At 58.1% G+C, this 19,171-nt stretch carries 20 protein-coding genes; 12 read left to right on the top strand and 8 right to left on the bottom strand.

The genetic code is table 11. From position 1 onward, the window contains the following. Positions 1-157: 157 nt before the first annotated feature. The 3 genes from metF to MB824_RS10440 all read left to right on the top strand — a co-directional run bounded on the left by metF (position 158) and on the right by MB824_RS10440 (position 2,253). Positions 158-994, top strand: coding sequence for a methylenetetrahydrofolate reductase [NAD(P)H] (metF, locus tag MB824_RS10450; RefSeq protein WP_238748471.1), 837 nt, complete (start codon positions 158-160; stop codon positions 992-994). Positions 995-1,133: 139 nt separating this feature from the next. Beyond that, complete coding sequence (locus MB824_RS10445; RefSeq protein ID WP_407659235.1) at positions 1,134-1,805, top strand: DUF3108 domain-containing protein; 672 nt, start codon at positions 1,134-1,136, stop codon at positions 1,803-1,805. Positions 1,806-1,884: 79 nt separating this feature from the next. Further along, the gene (locus MB824_RS10440) at positions 1,885-2,253 is read left to right on the top strand and encodes a hypothetical protein (protein WP_238748469.1); all 369 of its coding nucleotides are present in this window, start codon (positions 1,885-1,887) and stop codon (positions 2,251-2,253) included. 152 nt (positions 2,254-2,405) lie between these two features. Here MB824_RS10440 and MB824_RS10435 read toward each other — a convergent pair whose 3' ends face one another. From MB824_RS10435 to MB824_RS10415, 5 genes are all read right to left on the bottom strand, one after another. Further along, entirely contained in the window at positions 2,406-3,239 is an 834-nt protein-coding gene (locus MB824_RS10435) for a GTP-binding protein (RefSeq protein ID WP_238748468.1), read from the bottom strand. 164 nt (positions 3,240-3,403) lie between these two features. Then, positions 3,404-3,781 (bottom strand): PAS domain-containing protein, encoded by a 378-nt coding sequence (locus MB824_RS10430; RefSeq protein WP_238748467.1) that lies wholly within the window; start codon positions 3,779-3,781, stop codon positions 3,404-3,406. Positions 3,782-3,925: 144 nt separating this feature from the next. Continuing rightward, the gene (gene thrC, locus MB824_RS10425; protein ID WP_238748466.1) at positions 3,926-5,338 is read right to left on the bottom strand and encodes a threonine synthase; all 1,413 of its coding nucleotides are present in this window, start codon (positions 5,336-5,338) and stop codon (positions 3,926-3,928) included. 81 nt (positions 5,339-5,419) lie between these two features. Further along, on the bottom strand, positions 5,420-5,875 hold the full coding sequence (locus MB824_RS10420) for a macro domain-containing protein (protein ID WP_238748465.1): 456 nt from the start codon (positions 5,873-5,875) through the stop codon (positions 5,420-5,422). Positions 5,876-5,949: 74 nt separating this feature from the next. Further along, a complete protein-coding gene (locus MB824_RS10415; protein WP_238748464.1) occupies positions 5,950-6,327 on the bottom strand; it encodes a hypothetical protein in 378 nt (125 codons plus the stop codon). A gap of 146 nt (positions 6,328-6,473) precedes the next feature. On the opposite strand from MB824_RS10415, the gene MB824_RS10410 reads away from it, so the two are divergent. The 8 genes from MB824_RS10410 to MB824_RS10375 all read left to right on the top strand — a co-directional run bounded on the left by MB824_RS10410 (position 6,474) and on the right by MB824_RS10375 (position 14,250). After that, positions 6,474-7,784: a replication-associated recombination protein A gene (locus MB824_RS10410; RefSeq protein ID WP_238748463.1), complete on the top strand. Its 1,311-nt coding sequence runs from the start codon at positions 6,474-6,476 to the stop codon at positions 7,782-7,784. A gap of 184 nt (positions 7,785-7,968) precedes the next feature. Beyond that, entirely contained in the window at positions 7,969-8,943 is a 975-nt protein-coding gene (locus MB824_RS10405; protein ID WP_238748462.1) for an SPOR domain-containing protein, read from the top strand. Between the two features lie 36 nt (positions 8,944-8,979). After that, entirely contained in the window at positions 8,980-9,666 is a 687-nt protein-coding gene (locus MB824_RS10400; protein ID WP_238748460.1) for a thiol:disulfide interchange protein DsbA/DsbL, read from the top strand. A gap of 142 nt (positions 9,667-9,808) precedes the next feature. Continuing rightward, a complete protein-coding gene (locus tag MB824_RS10395; RefSeq protein ID WP_238748459.1) occupies positions 9,809-10,627 on the top strand; it encodes an undecaprenyl-diphosphate phosphatase in 819 nt (272 codons plus the stop codon). Between the two features lie 67 nt (positions 10,628-10,694). Then, the gene (locus MB824_RS10390) at positions 10,695-11,054 is read left to right on the top strand and encodes a hypothetical protein (RefSeq protein WP_238748458.1); all 360 of its coding nucleotides are present in this window, start codon (positions 10,695-10,697) and stop codon (positions 11,052-11,054) included. A 242-nt stretch (positions 11,055-11,296) separates the two neighbouring features. Then, positions 11,297-11,881: a ubiquinol-cytochrome c reductase iron-sulfur subunit gene (gene petA, locus MB824_RS10385; RefSeq protein ID WP_238748457.1), complete on the top strand. Its 585-nt coding sequence runs from the start codon at positions 11,297-11,299 to the stop codon at positions 11,879-11,881. Between the two features lie 16 nt (positions 11,882-11,897). After that, positions 11,898-13,451 (top strand): cytochrome b, encoded by a 1,554-nt coding sequence (locus MB824_RS10380; protein WP_238748456.1) that lies wholly within the window; start codon positions 11,898-11,900, stop codon positions 13,449-13,451. A 13-nt stretch (positions 13,452-13,464) separates the two neighbouring features. Further along, entirely contained in the window at positions 13,465-14,250 is a 786-nt protein-coding gene (locus tag MB824_RS10375; protein ID WP_238748455.1) for a cytochrome c1, read from the top strand. A gap of 160 nt (positions 14,251-14,410) precedes the next feature. Here the strand turns inward: MB824_RS10375 and MB824_RS10370 are convergent, their stop codons facing one another. Next, on the bottom strand, positions 14,411-15,016 hold the full coding sequence (locus MB824_RS10370; RefSeq protein WP_238748454.1) for a glutathione S-transferase N-terminal domain-containing protein: 606 nt from the start codon (positions 15,014-15,016) through the stop codon (positions 14,411-14,413). Positions 15,017-15,231: 215 nt separating this feature from the next. Here MB824_RS10370 and MB824_RS10365 point away from each other — a divergent pair, with 215 nt between their 5' ends. Continuing rightward, the gene (locus MB824_RS10365; protein WP_238748453.1) at positions 15,232-15,555 is read left to right on the top strand and encodes an FKBP-type peptidyl-prolyl cis-trans isomerase; all 324 of its coding nucleotides are present in this window, start codon (positions 15,232-15,234) and stop codon (positions 15,553-15,555) included. Positions 15,556-15,628: 73 nt separating this feature from the next. Here MB824_RS10365 and MB824_RS10360 read toward each other — a convergent pair whose 3' ends face one another. Next, the gene (locus MB824_RS10360) at positions 15,629-17,566 is read right to left on the bottom strand and encodes a MacB family efflux pump subunit (protein WP_238748452.1); all 1,938 of its coding nucleotides are present in this window, start codon (positions 17,564-17,566) and stop codon (positions 15,629-15,631) included. A 142-nt stretch (positions 17,567-17,708) separates the two neighbouring features. Further along, complete coding sequence (locus MB824_RS10355; RefSeq protein ID WP_238748451.1) at positions 17,709-18,896, bottom strand: efflux RND transporter periplasmic adaptor subunit; 1,188 nt, start codon at positions 18,894-18,896, stop codon at positions 17,709-17,711. Between the last annotated feature and the right edge of the window lie 275 nt (positions 18,897-19,171).

The raw sequence follows: 19,171 nt of genomic DNA, 5'->3' as shown, positions 1-19,171 counted from the left end.
CTATCGTCCGAACGCTGCCGCAATCCGCCGTTAAAATCTTTCATCTTGGCGCCGAATATTTTTCAGGCTGCCTGGGCGCTTTGCGCCTTGCCAAGCGGCGGCGGCGGGTTTATGTTGCCGCTTTTTTTGCCGCCGGCGTTTTTCGCAGAGTCCGACCATGTTTCCACAGAAAAAACTCAGCTTCGAATTCTTCCCCACCCGCACGCCCGAAGGGCGCGAAAAGCAGGTGCTGACCCGCCGCCAGCTCGGGCAGTTTAAGCCCGCGTTCTTTTCCTGCACGTCCGGCGCCGGCGGTTCGACGCGCAGCGGCACGCTGCAGGCCATCGGCGACATGCTTGCCGAAGGCACGCCGGCGGCACCGCACCTGCCCTGCATCGGCATGAGCCGCGACGAAGTGGCCGCGCTGTTGGACGAATACAAAAGCATGGGCGTGCGCCATATCGTTGCCCTGCGCGGCGACATTCCTTCCGGCGTTGGTTTCTCCGGCGGCGGCATGAGCTATGCTGCCGAGCTGGTGGCCTTTATCCGCGAGCGCTACGGCCGCGATTTTCATATCGAAGTGGCCGCCTATCCCGAATACCATCCGCAGTCGCGCAGCGCCGAAGACGATATGCGCCATTTTGTCAGCAAGGTCGAAGCTGGCGCCGATTCGGCGATTACCCAGTTTTTCTACAATGCCGACGCCTATTTCCGCTTTGTCGATGATGCGCGCGGCCGCGGCGTGGAGATTCCGATTGTGCCGGGGATTATGCCGATTGCCAGTTTTTCCAAACTCTCGCGCTTTGCCGATACCTGCGGCGCCGAGATTCCGCGCTGGTTGCGGCTGAAACTGCAGTCCTACGGCGACGACACCGCGTCGATCAAAGCGCTAGCGCTGGATGTGGTAACCGAAATGTGCTCGCGCCTGCTGCACGAAGGCGCGCCCGGTCTGCATTTTTACACCCTGAACCAGGCCGGCCTGGTTTCCACCATCTGCCAGCGGCTAGGCTACTGAGTGCGGCAAAAGCGCACAGGCTTACCAAAAGCGGCGGCAATTTAACAAACAGCCGTGTTACATTCGCGCCCGTTTTGACCGGCCGTTTCAGGCAGCCTGAAACGGCTTTTTCACCGAATACGCAACAAGGAAACGAATCGTGAACGCATGGAGCAAACTCGGCGCCGCCGTCTTTCTGGCCTGCGCCGCATTGTCGGCACAGGCCGGCGAAATCCCGCAAAGCGCCACCCTCAAATACAGCGGCAGCTACGGCATTCCCGCCACCATGACCTTCAAACGCAGCGGCAACAGCTACACCGTCAGCGCCAACATCAACGTGCCGCTCTACAAAATCCGTTTTGAAAGCGGCGGCACCATCGTCGGCAACCAGCTCAAACCCAGCTACTACCGCGACGTACGCAACGGCAAAGTCTATGCCTCCGCCCAGTTTGCCGGCGGTAAAGCCACCTACGGCCGCGCCGGCGACGTCCATACCGAAGCCGTGGCCGGCAGCGTGATGGATTTGTTTACCCTTTCTTGGCAGCTGGCGTTTAACGACGGCAAACTGCCCGCCGGCCTGAAAATCACCAACGGCAAAAAACTCTACAACGTCGGCGGCATGCGCCCGGCCGGCAGCAAAACCATCAGCATCGCCGGCGGCAAAACCCAGATCAACCAGTTTACCGTCCAACGCGGCGACGACACCGTAAACTACGCCTTCGCCCCCGCGCTGGGCAACGTGCCGGCGGTGATCAACTACATCGACGGCAGCAAAAAATACCACCTGACGCTCAAATCGGTGAGCATCAACGGCCAGGAAGTCAAACCCTAAACCATCCACGGCTTTCAGGCTGCCTTAAGGGTTTGAACCGGCAGGCAGCCTGAAAACCATTTTTCACCCGAATAAAACCATGAACACGCCCCAACTGCTGGCCGCCGCCGCGCTGGCCGCATCACTGGCCGCCTGCACCGGCACCGCGCCCGAAGCCGTACGCGCCGTGCCGCCGGCGCCCGATGCCGCCGACAGCCTGCCGCAGCCGCACAATCTGATTGTGTTTTTCAACGATGCCAAAGACCGTGCCCCGCTCTTGGCCGCCGCCCGCGACTACGGCGCCGAAGTGCTGTACAACTACCAGAGCCTGAACGCCGTCGCCCTGAAAATCCCGCCGCACAAAAGCCTGGATGAAGCCGAGCGCCATTTCGCATCCATCGCCGGCGTGGTAGGCGTCAACCGCGACCAAAGCCACCGCCTGCATCCGGTGCAGCCGATGAAGCGCTGAGTACGCGCGTAAAAAACCGTCGGGCAGCCTGAAAAACCTTTCAGGCTGCCCGATGATTTGGTTCGTCGGCAGTTGGCGGTACAGCAGCCTGAAAGTTGAAAGCAGCCTGAAAACGCTTGATTGTTTTCAGGCTGCTTTGCCGTCGGCGCGCTTTATTCGGCGTCTTCCACCACGCCGGCGGCAATCAGCCTGCCGTTTTGCTGCAGCAAAAAGCGCTGGCCGGCGCTGGCCGCCAGCGGCCTTTCGGTTTCCAGCCGCACTTCGGGCGTTTCGCCGTCGGCCACGGCTTGCGGCGAGACCAGCCTGCAGCGCACCGTCTGCCCGCCTATCCAGATATCCATACTGTCGCCGGCCGACAGCGCATGGCCGCCTTCTGCGCGGCTCAGGTTGTAGATATAGCCGTGCAGGCGGCGGCTGTCTGCCAGCGCGGACGACTGCGGCCGCGGTAGCAGCGCGGCAGCATCGGCCAGCAGTTGTCGCAGCCCCTGATCGCCGACATAAATGCGCGCATGATCGCCGTCCATTTCATAGGTTTCGAGCAGATCGCGCATTTCCATGGTTTCGAGTTCCAGCAGGTCTTTGTCGTCCAGCGCATCGCTTTGTGTGAACAACACCGCCAGCTTCGGCACACGCGCCTGCCGCGCTACCACGATGTGCTCGCGGGTAACGGGCAGCGGCCCGATTGCGGGATCGACCACCAGCACGCCCAGCGCAGCCTGCTGCGCGGTATCGGCGGTTTGGGCGGCGGTCGCCTGTTCGGGCGGCAGTGCAAACGCCGTTTCGCTGCCGGCCGGACAGACATTTCGGGCGACGCACTCGCGCAGTACGTTTTTGCGGCTTTCGTCGCCCAGCAAAACCACGCGCCAGCTTGGTGGTTGGGCTTGGGATGATGCGGCGACGGCGGTGCCGCTTCCCGTTGCATCCGGCCGGCAGGCGGCCAGCAGCAGGGTCAATAGGGCGGCGTGGAGAACGAAGGGTTTGCTCATGGGGTTCTTTCAATCATTGCCGGCAGCCTGAAAACGGACGGGCAGGCGCCGGCAGGCTTAGGCAGTTTGGCAGGCATTGGATTTACCCAAAGGCAGCCTGAAAGTTTGGACAAACCGGCTTTCAGGCTGCCTTTGGCATTTTACCGGTTCAGACTGGTGCCGGTTTACGCCTGCTTGGGCGGCGCGGGGCGGGACGAAGCCAGCGAGCCGCAGACTTTGCCGTTATCGCCGGTGATGATGCAGAAGCTGACTTCGGCGTAGATAAAGCTGCCGTCTTTGTGCAGCGCTTTGGTGCGCGTGGCTTTGCCGCCGTGCTTGGTGCTTCCCGATTCGACAGCGGCATAAAACCCGCGCCAATGCGGCGCGCGCAGGTATTCGGGAATAATGATGTCCAAACTCTGGCCGAGCGCTTCGGCGGTGCTGAAACCGAACATCGCTTCCGAAGCGCGGTTCCAAAAGCGGATAATGCCTTCGCAGTCGGCATAGACAATCGAATCGGTCATCTGTTCCAGCATCTCGGCATAGGGTAGGGCGGTGGTCATGGTGTGTTCCTTGAGCTTATGGTTGGTGGTGGCGTGGAGCAGGCAGCCTGAAAACCCAAAAAACCGGCTTTCAGGCTGCTTTTGGTTTTTCAGGCTGCCCCGGAGTGCGGGGCAGCCTGAAAAGCTTAAAAGGCTAACGGTGGTTTAAGCCAGTTTTTCGCGGATCACGGTTTTCACCGTTTCGGCGTTGTTGGGGGCGGTGATGACTTTCTGCGGCAGGCTTTCCAGGCCGTCGAGCTTGGCGGGGCGGGGGACGGCGACGCTGCTGCCGAGCGCTTCGCGGATGGTGTCTTCAAACTTGGCGGGCAGGGCGGTTTCGAGGCAGACGACGGTTTCACCGGGTTCGCGCAGTTCGCGGGCGGCTTTGACGCCGTCGGCGGTGTGCGGGTCGATCAGGCCGTCGCCGTCCTGATAAACGGCGCGGATGGTGGCCAGGCGGTCGGCGTGGGTAGATTTGGCGGAGACGAAGCCGTATTCCTTGCGGATTTCGTCGAGCTTGAAGTGCAGGTCGAAACCTTTGCCGCTGGCGACTTCTGCCCACAGGGCTTGGATTTGGTCGGTGTCGCGGCCGGTGAGGTCGAAGATGAAGCGCTCGAAGTTGGAGGCTTTGGAGATGTCCATCGACGGGCTGGAGGTTACGTAGGTGTGTTCGGTGGTGCGCGGGCGGTAGGCGCCGGTTTTGAAGAACTGGTCGAGTACGTCGTTTTCGTTGGTGGCGACGATCAGGCGGCGGATAGGCAGCCCCATTTGTTTGGCGATGTGGCCGGCGCAGACGTTGCCGAAGTTGCCGCTGGGCACGCAGAAGCTGACGGTTTCGCGGTTGTTTTCGGTGGCGCGGAAGTAGCCGGCGAAGTAGTAGGCGATTTGGGCGGCGATGCGGCCGAAGTTGATGCTGTTGACGGTGCCGATTTGGTATTGCTCTTTAAAGCGGGCGTCGGACTGGACGGCTTTGATGATGTCCTGGCAGTCGTCGAACATGCCGCGCACGGCGATATTGACGATGTTTTCGTCTTGCAGGCTGTACATCTGGGCGCGTTGGAAGGGGCTCATGCGGCCTTCGGGCGAGAGCATGAAAACGTGGATGCCGCGTTTGCCGCGCATAGCGTATTCGGCGGCCGAGCCGGTGTCGCCGCTGGTGGCGCCGAGGATGTTCAGGCTGCGGTTTTCGCGCTCGAGCACGTATTCGAAGGCGTTGCCGAGAAACTGCATCGCCATGTCTTTGAAGGCGAGGGTGGGGCCGTTGGAAAGGCCTTGGATTTTGATGCCGTCTTTCAGGCTGCGTACGGGGGTGATGTCGTCGCTGCCGAAGGCTTCGGCGGTGTAGCTTTTATTGATGATTTCGCGCAGATCCGCGTCGGGGATGTCGGTGGCGAACAGGCGGATTACTTCAAAGGCCAAATCGGCATAGCTCAGGCCGCGCCAGCGCTCGAGCATGGTTTCGCTGACGGCGGGGTATTCTTCGGGCATCATCAGGCCGCCGTCGGGCGCAAGCCCCATAAGCAGGACTTCGCTGAAGGTTTTGGGCGCGGTCTGGCCGCGGGTGCTGATGTATTTCATGGCGGGGTCTCGGGTTGGGAGTTGGACGGATTTTCAGGCTGCCTGGGTGCGTTTGATGCGTTCAGGCAGCCTGAACAAATTTTAACACGGCTGGTACAGCACCAGCGTGTGCGTTTCGCCGGCGAGTTCTTCGTCGATAATCCGGGCGATGCGCGCCCAATCGCCGCGCGCCAGGCCGGCGCCGATTTTTGGGTAGGCGATGCGGCGGCCGGAAAACTGCGTTTTGATCCGGCGCATGGCCAGGCGGATGGCGTCGTAGTCTGCCAGCACGCCGCTGCCGCGCCAGTGCGCCTGCGTGTAGGCATTGACAACGGTAAGCGCGTGGCCGTTGCAATCGATCTGCGCGGTGCTGATCTGGCCGAGTTTGTCCGCGCTTTTGGGCGTGGCGCAGTCGGCGGCGTAGGCGGCGGGGAACTCGGCCTTAATCTGTTTGGCAATGCCCGCATCCATGGCGCACTGGCAGTTGCAGCCGTGAACGATCACATCAAATTCGCCGGCCTTGGCCAAAGCGATCAGGTCGCCGGAGCGGGTTTGCATGGGGATTCCTTTGAATATTGGCTGGCAGCGGCGAAAAGGCAGCCTGAAAAGTTTTCAGGCTGCCTGACGGGGCATCAGCGGTCGCGGTACAGCCGCTTGAAGCAGGCGGTAACGGTTTTGGCGGTTACTTCCGCCACCACGCGGGTGCGGCCTTCTTCGCTGACCAGCTGCCCCAAATCGGCGGCGGAAATCTGCTGCGGCGCTTCTTCGGCGGCACAGCCGCAGATGCGGTCTTCCCAATCCTGCTGCTGGCGCTCGCTCATCGCCAGCGTAATCAGGCGCCATTCTTTGCGTTTGTTCAACTCCGCGCTGCACTGGTTTTTCACATAGGCTTTAATCAGGTTGCCGCCGAAGCTGCCGCCCCCCGCGCCGCCGCCGAGCAGGCCGCCGGTTTCGGCACAGCCGCCCAGGGCAAACAGGGCGGCACTTAAAATCACTACGGCTTTTTTCATCACGTTTCCTTTGGTTTTGGTTAAGGCCGCCATTATCAACCAAAGCAGCGTTTGCCAACAAGCAAGGCAGCCTGAAAACCGTTTTCAGGCTGCCTTTTTGCTATCTACCGCTATAATCCCGTTTTTCCCTTTTCAGGCTGCCTGCCATGCAAGATCTTTTTACCGCCCCGCCCGAAGCCCCGCTGGCCGAACGGATGCGCCCGCAGTCGCTCGACGACGTACTCGGCCAGCAGCACCTGATCGGCGAGGGCAAGCCGCTGCGGGTGGCGCTGGAAGGCGGCGTGCCGCATTCGATGCTGCTGTGGGGCAGCCCGGGCATCGGCAAAACCACGCTGGCGCGGATTATCGCCCGCGGTTTCGACGCCCAGTTTCTGCCGATTTCGGCGGTGTTCTCCGGCGTTAAGGAAATCCGCGAGGCGGTGATGAAGGCCGAGCTGGCTTGGCAGCAGGGCAGGCGCACCATATTGTTTGTCGATGAAGTCCACCGTTTCAACAAATCGCAGCAGGACGCCTTTCTGCCCCATGTGGAAAACGGGCTGATCACCTTTATCGGCGCCACCACCGAAAATCCGTCGTTTGAAGTCAATTCCGCGCTGTTGAGCCGCGCCCAGGTGTACACGCTCAAACCTTTGTCTGCCGACGATCTGGCCAAACTGGCCGACAAGGTTTTCAGGCTGCCTGAAAACCAAGGCGTCAAACTGGCCGCCGAAGCCCGCACCCTGCTGGTTCAGGCGGCCGACGGCGACGCCCGCCGCCTGCTCAACCTGCTCGAACAGCTGCTCCAAGCCGCCAAAACCAGCGGGCTCAACGACATCGGCGCCGAGTTTGCCGCCCAAAGCCTGGGCACCCAGCTGCGCCGTTTCGACAAAGGCGGCGACCAGTTTTACAACCAAATCTCCGCCCTGCACAAATCCATGCGCGGCTCGCACCCCAACGCCGCGCTGTACTGGTTCTGCCGCATGCTCGACGGCGGCGCCGACCCGCACTATCTCGCCCGCCGCATCGTCCGTTTTGCCTGGGAAGACATCGGCCTGGCCGACCCGCGCGCGCTCACCATCGCCAACGACGCCGCCCAAACCTACGAGCGGCTCGGCTCGCCCGAAGGCGAACTGGCGCTCGCCCAAGCGGTGCTGTATCTGGCCGCCGCCGCTAAATCCAACGCCGGCTACAGCGCCTACAACCAAATGCGCGCCTTCGTGCGCGAAACCGGCAGCACCGAAGTACCCGTGCACCTGTGCAATGCCCCCACCAAGCTGATGAAAGAACTCGGCTACGGCCGCGACTACCGCTACGCCCACAACGAACCGCACGCTTACGCCGCCGGCGAAACCTATATGCCCGAAGGCCTGGACGAACCGGATTTCTACCGCCCCGTGCCGCGCGGCCTGGAAAGCAAAATTGCCGAAAAACTGGCCTGGCTGAAAAGTCTGGACGAAGCGGCAGAAGAGGGCGCTTAAGGCGTCGCAGGGTTTTCAGGCTGCCTGAAAACCCTGCGGCAGCGGCGTTTCCGATGGCGGCGGCGCAAGGCAAAACCGGCAATATTCATTTCGGCGGCCAGATTTGCTAAAATGCGCCGCTTTCGCCGCACAGCCGCCGCAACCGGCAGCCGCGCGCACCGATTCCATCCGACAAAGGTTCCCTATGTATCCCGACACCCAGCGCGGCAAAGGCCTGCTCAGCTTTATGATCGGCGCCATCGTCAGCCTGATTACCGTGGCTGGCGTGCTGTTTGTCATCAACAACAACAAGCAGCACGATTTCAAGCAGCCCGCCGGTCAGCGCAGCGACAAAGCCGCCCGCACCGAGGTGCTCAAGCCCGAAGCGCTGCAGCCCGAGCAGGCGCGCGGCGAATCCGCTTTCCGCCCCGAAACGCCCAAGCAGCCTGAAAGCAGGCAGCCTGAAAAAGGTTTCGATGAAACTATATTGGACGACAGACCAAAGAAAACCCGCCCCGCAGCGGAAGACGAAGAAATCCGCGACAAACGCCGGCAGCCTGAAAAAGCCGAACGCGACGAATTAAGCGAAGAGCAGGCGGAAAGAGAACGCGAGCAGGAGCGCGAACGCCGGCGCGAGCGGGAAAAAGAAAAAACCGAACGCGAAGCCGCCGCCAAAGCCGACAGGGCAGAGCAGGAGCGCAAAGCCAAAGCCGATAAAGCGGAAAAAGCCGATAAAGCCGAACAACGTTTTGACCCGTCAACGGTCAAACCCAGCGCCGATCAGATTTTGGAAAGCGGCAGCATCGAAAAAGCCCGCGAAACCGCCATCCGCGAAGCCCGCCGCAAGTTTGAGCGCGAGCAGGCCGCCAAACGCGAAAGCCAGGCCAAAACCGCCAAAGACAAAGCCGAAGCGAAAAGCGATGCCAAAGCCAAAACCGAAGAAGGGCAGCCTGAAAAAGCCGCCCGCAGCAGATTGCGGCTCGGTTCCTATTCCAGCCGCCAGGCCGCCGACGACCAGCGCGCCCGCGCCGCGTTTTTGGGCGTGCGCACCGGCGTAGTCGAAGCCGAAGTCAAAGGCCGCCGCGTGTACCGCGTAGAAACCGGCGCGCTGGACAGCAAAGAAGCCGAACGCACGCGCAAACTGTTGCAGAGCAACGGCATCGCGGTGCAGAGCCGCTAATCATCCCATCCACAGCAAACACTTGAAGGAATCCGCATGAAATTCAAAACCACCCTGTTCACCGGCCTGCTGGCACTGGCTTTCGGCTCCGCTCACGCCCTGACCGAAGGCACCGATTACGAAGTGGTAAAACAGCCGGTTGAAGCGCTGCACCAGGACAAAATCGAAGTCGTCGAATTTTTCAGCTACGATTGCATCCACTGCAAAAATCTTGATCCGATTCTGCTCAAACACGTGCGCTCGCTGCCTTCGGACACTTATTTCCGCACCGAGCAGGTGGTGTGGTCGCCACGCCATGCCGGTTTGGCGCGGCTGGCGGTAGCGGTGAACCAGTCCGGCTTGAAACAGCAGGCCAATCCGGCGATTTTCTCTGCGGTGTTCGACAAGCATATCGAGCTGTGGAATCCGACCACCGCCGTCGAATGGATCGGCCGCCAGCGTTTCGGCAAGCGCCTGCTCGCCGCCTATCAGGACAGCGGCAATGCCGCCAAAGCCAAGCAGATGGCCGAACTGACCACCAAATACAATATCGAAGGCACGCCGACCGTAATCATCGGCGGCAAATACAAAATGCTGTTTTCGCACGGTCTGACCCAGCAAAGCATGCAAACCATGGACGAGTTGATCGCCAAAGTGCGCAAGGAGCGCAATATGCCCGAGCCGGCCGCCAAAGGCGCCTACAAAAGCAAAGGGCTGAGCCTGTCTAAAGAAGCTGCGCGCTAACGGTTTTGCTGTTTGCACCTACTGAAGCAGCCTGAAAAACGCCGGTGCGTTTCAGGCTGCATCGGTTTGCCTGAAGCCGCTGTCGCAGCGGTTTCGGCATATTGATTGCTTGGCTGCGCGATGCGGCCGGAATGGTTGGATTGTGGATGTACTGATTTTTTTGAAAGCGCTGCTGCTGGGCATTATCGAAGGGCTGACCGAGTTTCTGCCGATTTCCAGCACGGGGCATCTGATAGTGTTTGAATCGCTGCTGGATTTTCACAGCAAAGGCAAGGTATTTGAAATCGCCATCCAGCTTGGCGCGGTATTGGCGGTGGTGGTGGAATACCGCCAGCGCTTTGTTTCGGTGCTGAAGGGCTTGGGCAGGGATGCGGCGGCCAACCGATTTGTGCTCAATCTGGCGGTGGCCTTTATTCCGGCTGCAGTGATGGGCTTGCTGTTTAGCAAACAGATTAAAGAAAAGCTGTTTAATCCGCTAAGCGTGGCCGTGGCGCTGGTGGTCGGTGCTTTGGTGATTTTGTGGGTGGAAAAACGCAGCGCCCGCACCGAAGCGCGGGTACAGAGCGTTGACGATATGCGTATCCGCGATGCGCTGGTGGTCGGCTTGGCGCAGGTATTGGCGCTGGTGCCCGGTACCTCGCGCTCGGGCAGCACCATTATGGGCGGCATGTGGTGGGGCATCAGCCGCAAAGCCGCCACCGAATTTTCGTTTTTTCTTGCCGTGCCGGTAATGGTGGCGGCTACTGCTTACGATGTGTTCAAGCACCGCGCGCTGTTTACGCTGGCCGATATCGGCCTGATTGCCGTCGGCTTTGGCGCCGCTTTCGTTGCCGGCCTGCTGGCGGTTAGGGCGCTTTTGAAATTTGTCTCGGCCAAAAACTATGTGCCGTTTGCGTATTACCGCATCGTGTTCGGCGGGGTGATACTGCTGACTTATTGGGCCGGTTGGGTAAAATGGTAGCGAAGCGGCTTTCAGGCAGCCTGAAAGCGTTTTTCGCAGTGAAAACAAACTAATAAAAGGGAACATAATGACATTAGACGAAATCGCAGACGGATTGGCGCGGGTCAAAGGTGTGCTCGCCACCGCCATTGTCGATTACGGCAGCGGCATGATTATGAGCGGCCGCTGCAATGCCCCCGAATTGGATTTGGAAGTGCTGGCCGCCGGCTGCGTCAATATCCTCAATGCCAAGCTGCGCGTATTGCAGATGACCGGCCTGAACGACAGCATCCACGACATCCAAATCAACCTCAGCAGCCAATACCATCTGATTTGTCCGGCGCGCGGCAAGGAAAATGCCCTGATCTACCTGATTGCCGATCGTAAAACCGCCAATCTGGCGATTTGCCGCCGCTCTTTGTTCCAAGCCGAACAGCTGCTGCATTAATCTGCCGCTCAGACTCTGGCCGCGGAGTTTTCCGCGGTCGTTTTTTATGCGCCAGGCTTGGCGGCTAAGCCGCTAATTTATGTTAATTGTTATCATTTCGTAATCCTTTCTTACATAAAATCAAACTTTCGCCAAAAAAACTTTACCTGATTTTAAATAGTGCTTTAATAAGCGGATAAAAATCGGGTAAAATTTGCGGGTTTAATGGTTCATCTCTCCTAAATAATCGGATGACTGAATAAATGGATAATAAAGAAATCAATCAAGGACGCCGCCGCTTTCTCATTCTTGCTACTTCCGGTGCCGGTGCCGTGGGCGCCGCCTGCGTAGCAGTTCCTTTTGTCAAAAGCTGGTTTCCGTCCGAAAAGGCCAAAGCGGCCGGTGCTGCGGTTGAAGTGGATGTCAGCAAAATCGAATCCGGCCAGCTACTTACCGCAGAATGGCAGGGCAAGCCGATTTTCGTGCTCAACCGCACCGACCAGCAGCTCAAAGATCTCGCCACGCTGGACGACCAGCTGAGCGATCCGAAATCCGAGCAGGATCAGCAGCCGAAAGACTGCCAAAACCCCGCCCGCGCCATCAAACCGAAAATCTGGGTTGCCATCGGCATCTGCACCCATTTGGGCTGCTCGCCCACCTACCGTCCCGACGTTGGTGCGGCGGATTTGGGCGGCGGCAGTTGGAAGGGCGGTTTTTTCTGCCCCTGCCATGGCTCGAAATTCGATTTGGCAGGACGGGTATACAAAGGCGTACCGGCACCGTTGAATCTGGTCGTTCCGCCGTATAAATATCTGAGTGACAATCTGATTCTGATTGGCGACGAATAAAACTAGGGGCACACCTATGGCAAACCAAAACCATTCCAAAGCAAAAGCGCTGCTCGGCTGGATAGACGCACGCTTCCCGCTGACCAAGATGTATAAGGAGCATGTCGGCGAGTACTATGCGCCGAAAAACTTCAACTTCTGGTATTTCTTCGGCTCGCTGGCCTTGTTAGTGCTGGTTATTCAGATTGTCAGCGGCATCTTTTTGACCATGAACTTCAAGCCCGATGGCACCACCAATGCGCAAAACCTGCCGGTGGCTTTTGCCGCGGTCGAATACATCATGCGCGACGTTTCCGGCGGCTGGATTATCCGCTACATGCATTCCACCGGTGCGTCCTTCTTCTTTATCGTCGTTTATCTGCACATGTTCCGCGGCCTGATTTACGGTTCGTTCAAAAAACCGCGCGAGCTGGTGTGGATTTTCGGCGCGCTGATTTTCCTGGCGCTGATGGCCGAAGCCTTTATGGGCTATCTCTTGCCGTGGGGGCAGATGTCCTACTGGGGCGCGCAGGTGATTATTAACCTGTTTGGTGCGATTCCGGTAATCGGCCCCGACCTTTCCACTTGGATACGCGGCGACTTCAACGTTTCCGATGCCACGCTCAACCGTTTCTTTGCCCTTCACGTAATTGCCGTGCCGCTGGTGCTACTCGGCTTGGTGGTTGCCCACCTGATCGCCCTGCACGAAGTCGGTTCCAACAACCCCGACGGCGTGGAAATCAAAAAACTGAAAGACGAAAATGGCATTCCGCTCGACGGCATTCCCTTCCATCCCTACTACACCGTAAAAGACATTCTCGGCGTGGTGGTATTCCTGATTGTGTTCTGCTCGGTGCTGTTTTTCGCCCCCGAAGGCGGCGGTTACTTCCTGGAAGCGCCGAACTTTGAACCGGCCGATCCGCTGAAAACCCCGCCGCACATCGCACCGGTATGGTATTTCACTCCGTTTTACGCCATTTTGCGCGCGATTCCCTCTTTCCTGGGTACCCAGGTATGGGGCGTAATCGGCATGGGCGCCGCTGTAGTGATGATTGCCCTGCTGCCGTGGCTGGACCGCTCGCCGGTAAAATCGGTGCGCTACCGTAATACCACATTCAAAGTTATGCTGGTGCTGTTTTTGGTGTCCTTTATCGGTTTGGGCATTCTCGGCGCTCTGGTGGCCGATGATCTGCGTACCAGCTTCGCGCGTGCTTTCAGCGGCTTTTACTTCCTGTTCTTCCTCGGTATGCCGCTCTATACCGTTTCAGGCTGGATGAAAGACCAGAAAAACCTGCTGGTTTTCTTGGCTCGGATCGCCACTTATGCCTCGCTTCTGGCTATTTGCGCCATACTGCTGTACACCATCGGCGGCTTCGAACCCAGAACTTGGAAATTCGGCGACTGGCTGGTGAAAGGCTTTATCCTGCTGTACACCGTGTTTTTTGCCGCCACCCCTTTCTTGGACAAATGGAACCGCGATCTCGAAGTACCGACCCGCGTAACCATGGGTACTGCCAGACAGAAGATTCTGTTCTTCGTTTATACGGCCATTACCCTGATTGGTGCCTATCTGTTTGCAGTCAATGTGTAAGGGAGCAGCAAAAATGAAAAAAACTTGGAAAAAACACCTTGCTGCCCTGTTGCTGGCGGCACCCATCGGCTTCGCATCCGCTTCAGGCGGCGGCCACTACGAACATGTCGAGCTCAACCACGGCGACCAGGTCAGCCTGCAGCGCGGCGCGCAGATTTTCGTCAACTACTGCCTGTCCTGCCACTCCGCTTCCGCCATGCGTTACAACCGCCTGCGCGACATCGGCTTGAGCGAAGACGAAATCAAGAAAAACCTGATGTTCACCACCGATAAAGTCGGTAACGTGATGCAGGCGCATATGAGCCCGGCGGACGCCAAAAAATGGTTTGGCGCCGCCCCGCCCGACCTGACCCTGATTGCCCGCTCTAAAGGCACCGACTACCTTTACGCCTACCTGCGCGGCTTCTATCAGGATCCGACCCGCCCCACCGGCTGGAATAACGTGGTGTTCGACAAAGTTGGTATGCCGCACGCGCTGTGGGAGCAGCAGGGCATTCAGGCCGTTAAGCTCGACAACAAAGGCATGCCGGTAATGAAAGACGACGGTCACGGCGGTCATGTGCCTGATCTTTACTGGGTCAGCACCGGCTCGATGACCCGCATGACCAAAAGCGGCAATGTCGTAACCACCGAATACGACAACTATGCCCGCGACCTAGTGAACTTCCTTTCCTATATGGGCGAGCCCGCCCAGCTCGAGCGCAAACGCATCGGCTACGGTGTCTTGATTTTCCTGCTGGCGATTATGCTGCCGCTGGCCTACTTCCTGAAAAAGGAATACTGGAAAGACGTGCACTAAACCCGGCGGACACAACGCTGCAAGGCAGCCTGAGAACTTTTCAGGCTGCCTTTTCTTTATGTCATCTGGGCTATGCCGAACCATGAACTGCGCCAAGACAAAAGCAGCCTGAAAAACCGATATCCGGCTTTTCAGGCTGCTTTGGGTGTCGGGGGCTGTATCAGCGGCGCATCGCTTTTTCCGCCGGCGTCAGCGCTTCGATAAAGGCTTCGCGCTGGAAAATGCGCTCGGCAGACTTCAGCAGCGGGGCAGCGGATTTGCCGAGTTTGATTTCGTAGTGATCCAAGCGCCACAGCAGCGGGGCAAGGGCAACGTCGATCATCGAAAATTCGTCGCCTAAAACGTATTTGTTTTTGCTGAATGCCGGCGCAATCATGGTCAGGCCGTTGGCGATGGCTTCGCGGGCTTTGCTTTGCTCTTTGGTGGTGGCGCCGGGGTTTTCCAGCGTTTGTACGTGGACGAACAGCTCTTTTTCCAAGCGGTGCAGCGCCAGCCGGCCGCGGCCGCGCATAATCGGATCGCCCGGCATCAGTTGCGGGTGGGGGAAGCGCTCGTCGATGTATTCGTTGATGATGTTGGATTCGTAGAGCACCAAATCGCGCTCCACCAAAACCGGCACTTGGTTGTAGGGGTTCATCACCGCCAAGTCTTCGGGTTTGTTGAATACGTCCACGTCTTTGATTTCAAAGTCCATGCCTTTTTCGTACAGCACGAAGCGGCAGCGGTGGCTGAACGGGCAGGTAATGCCGGAATACAGAATCATCATAAGCGGTTCCCTTTGTAAGGTTGGCAGGCAGGCAGCCTGAAAAAATCAGCCGGTAATTATAACCTTATCTTTACATTCAGGCTAGAAAAACCGTTTAAATGCATAATTTATAAAGGTATTTGTGTCAATCCGGCCGAATGGTAAACGGCTGCTTTCGCCAAGCAGGCTTCGCGCTATAATGCACCTTTCGTTTGATTGTGTTAAGGAGCAGCAAAATGGGTCTGATTATTGAAGACTTGCAGGAAGGCAGCGGCAAAACCGCAGAAAAAGGCAAACGCATCACCGTGCATTACACCGGCTATTTGACCGACGGGCGCAAGTTCGATTCCAGCTTGGATCGCGGCACGCCCTTTACGCTGGTGCTGGGAGCCGGCCAGGTTATCCAGGGTTGGGACGAAGGCTTTGGCGGCATGAAGGAAGGCGGCAAACGTAAGCTGACCATTCCGCCGGAAATGGGCTACGGCGCGCGCGGTGCGGGCGGGGTGATTCCACCGAATGCGACGCTGGTATTTGAAGTCGAACTTCTCAGCGTGGCTTAAGAACGCAGTAGCAAAAAGCAGCCTGAAAACCTTTATTTTGGTTTTCAGGCTGCTTTTTATGCGTCCGAGCGCGTCAGTCGTGCGCCAGCGCGTCGATGGGATTGAGTTTGGCGGCATTTTTGGCGGGCATATAGCCAAAGAGTACGCCGATGCTGGTGGAGCACAGGACGGCGCCGACGATGGAGAAGGTGGAAAAGGACATGGCAAATTCGGTTACCACGCGGTTGAACAGTGCGGCAATGCCGAAGGAAAGCAGGATGCCCAAGAGGCCGCCGAGCAGGCACAGCAGTACGGCTTCAACAAGAAACTGCTGCAGAATATTGCTGCGCCGCGCGCCGATGGCCATGCGCACGCCGATTTCTTTGGTGCGTTCGGTTACCGATACCAGCATGATATTCATCACGCCGATGCCGCCGACTACCAGCGAAATCACGGCGATGCTGGAAATCAGCAGGGTCATGGCGCCCATGGTGCTTTCGATGGTTTTTTTGATGCTGTCGCTGTTGCTGGTGAAGAAGTCTTTGGTGCCGTGGCGCGATTCCAAAAGCTCGGTCAGGCTTTTTTCCGCCACTTGGGTGCTGACATTGTCTTTGATTTTAATGGTGATGTTGTTGATGTGGCGCTCGCCGGTAATCTGGTTCATCACCGTGGTGTAGGGCGACCACATCATCAGCACGCCGGAATCGCCGAAGTTGTTTTCTTCTTTTTTCAGCACGCCGATTACCTGCAGCGGGCGCTTGCGAAAGAGAACGGTCTGCCCTAGCGGGTCGGTGCCGGCGGGGAACAGTTTTTCCGCGGTGGTGGCGTCAATCACCACCACTTGCGCGTTGCGGCGCACGTCGTCGTCGTCAAACAGGCGGCCGCGTCCGAGTTTCAGGCCGCGCACGTCGAAATATTGCTCGCCGGTGCCGTATAGCGAAGCGGTCAGATCGGTGTTGCGGTAGGTAACGTTGCCGCTGGAGCTGGACATCGGCGTGGTGCTTTCGACATAGCTTTGGCTGCGGATGGCGTCGCTGTCGCCCACAGTGAGGGTTTTGATGCGGCCGCTGCGGCGGTCGCCGAAACCGTGCCCGGGGTAGACGGTAATGGTGTTGGTGCCCATATCGCTGATGTCTTTAAGGATTTTTTCCTGCGTACCCTTACCCATCGCCACTACCGACACCACGGCGGCAATGCCGATGATGATGCCGAGCATGGTCAGCAGCGAGCGCATTTTGTGGGCGACAATCGCCTGCACCGACATTTTCGCCGCTTCGCGCAGCTGGTCTTTGTAAAAGCCGAAACCGCGCTTTTCCGGCAGGCTTTCGACGCTGCTAGCGGGAATTTCGCTGTTTTTGCTGGTATCGGAAACGATTTCACCGTCTTTGATTTCGATGATGCGGTTGGCCTGCGCCGCCAGTTTCGGATCGTGGGTAACCATAATCACGGTATGCCCTTCGCGGTGCAGGCGGTGGATGATTTCCATCACATTTTCGCCACTGGCCGAATCGAGGGCGCCGGTGGGTTCGTCGGCAAAGATGATTTCGCCGCCGTTCATCAGCGCGCGGGCGATGGATACGCGCTGCTGCTGGCCGCCGGAGAGCTGGCTGGGTTTGTTGGTTTCTTTGCCTTCCAAGCCCAAATCCTGTAGCAGCTTGCGCGCGCGTTCGCTGCGCCGTCTGTCGTCCATGCCGGCATATACCGAGGGCAGGGCGACGTTTTCTTGCGCGGAGAGCGAGCTCAATAGGTTGTAACGCTGGAAGATAAAGCCGAAGCGCTTGCGGCGCAGCGCGGCCAGCTCGTCGGCATCCATGCTGGCGGTTTCGACGCCGCCGATGCTGTAGCTGCCGGAGGTCGGTACGTCCAAGCAGCCCAGAATGTTCATCAGCGTGGACTTGCCGGAGCCGGACTGGCCGATGATGGCGACGAAATCGCCTTTGTCGATGCTCAGATTGATGTTTTTGAGTACGTGGACGCGGTTGTCGCCTTCTCCGAAATAGCGGTTGATGTTTTTACATTCGATCAGGCTCATAAGCGGTTTCCCTTGGCCAGGCAGCCTGAAAGGCCTTTCAGGCTGCCTGAAAAAATTGCAAACACGAAGTAAAAGGCTTTAAGGCAGCCTGAAAAAGGATTTTGCCGTTTTCAGGCCGCCTCAAACCGTTTCGGCCGGCGCTTTAGCGCGGCGGACCGCTATTCATTCGGACGGCTTCTGCTTCCACTTGCTCCTGTTCTTCGGAAGCGCTCAGGGAGCTGATGATGACTTTTTCGCCTTCCTTCAGCCCCGATTTGATTTCGGTGTGCATCGCGTCGCGCATGCCGGTTTGCACCTCGCGATCTTCAGGCTGGTTTTGGGCATTGAGTACGCGCACGGTTTTTTTACCGTCTTTTTGTTTGATGGCGGTGGACGGCGCCATCAGTACGTTTTCCGCCCGGGCGATTTCAATGGTGTTTTGCGTGGTCATGCCGATGGCCAGTTTGCCGTCTTCGTTCGGAATGGTGGCGCGGGCATAGTAGTACACTGCGCTTTCGGTGGTGTCGGTAGTGCGGCTGTAGCTGCCCTTGGACATGGTGGTCAGACCCGGATCGACGCTGTCTAGCGTTCCGGTGCGCGGGGTGTCGGGTTCGGATAAAATGGTAAAGCTGATTTTCTGTCCCGCTTTGACTTTGGTGGCATCGCCCTCGGCAATCTGCATTTTGTTGGTCATGGTGGACAAATCGGCAATCTGCACAATGGTGGGCGCGGTTTGGCTGGAATTCACTGTCTGCCCTTCTTCCACAATAATCGCCACCACGGTGCCGTCGGCAGGCGAAGTAATGCGCGTATGCCCCAAGTCTTTTTCTGCCGTATTGATGGCGATTTTGGTTTGGTTGATAGACGACTGCAGTTCTTTGATTTTGGCGCGGGAAGTTGCCAGCGCGTCTTCGGTTGCTTCAAATTCTTCGCGCGACACCGCATCTTCGCTGGCCAGCGAACGGTAGCGATTGTATTTGCGCTGCGCGATTTTCAAGGCCACTTGCGCCGACTCCAGCTGCGCCTGATACGACTGCAACTGCGCCTTGCGGGTGTTCAGGTCGTTGGTTTGGGTAACATTGTCGATTTCGGCAATCAAATCGCCTTTTTTGACGACATCGCCGATTTTTACATGCATCTTTTTCACCTGTCCGGAGACCTGCGCACCCACATCGACCAAATGCGACGAAGAAATCTCGCCGCTGGCAGAAACGGTCTGGCTGAGCGTGCCGCGCGTAACCGGCTCGGTAATGTAAGACACGCTCTCTTTCGGGCGCGTGTAGTGGTAGATTCCCCAGCCGGCGGCACCGAGAATGGCGGCGGCAATCAGGATTTTGACGGTTTTTTTCATAAATCGTGCTCCGGGCAGACGGCTGCCGAAATTTTTAGACGCGGCATGATATAAGATTTGGCGGCGCGAACCAAGCACCGCGGCAGCCTGAAAACACAGGGCTGGCGTACAAAAAACCGCATCGGTTTAACGCTCTTTACATTAGGCGCCGGCCATAGCACAAAGTAGGATTTTTTGCCCGTGCCGCGCCGGCAAAAAAACATCAAGTTTTGTCAAAAAAATACCGCCGCCGCCCTTGCCTGTTTAACAGAATTTTGGTTTAATCCGCGCCTTTG

Origin of the sequence: Kingella pumchi, from assembly GCF_022288825.1 — a bacterium.
Classification (GTDB): Bacteria; Pseudomonadota; Gammaproteobacteria; order Burkholderiales; family Neisseriaceae; genus Kingella_D; species Kingella_D pumchi.
The sequence above is the reverse complement of the archived record's forward strand: the minus strand, read 5'-3'. Positions and strand labels throughout refer to the sequence as shown.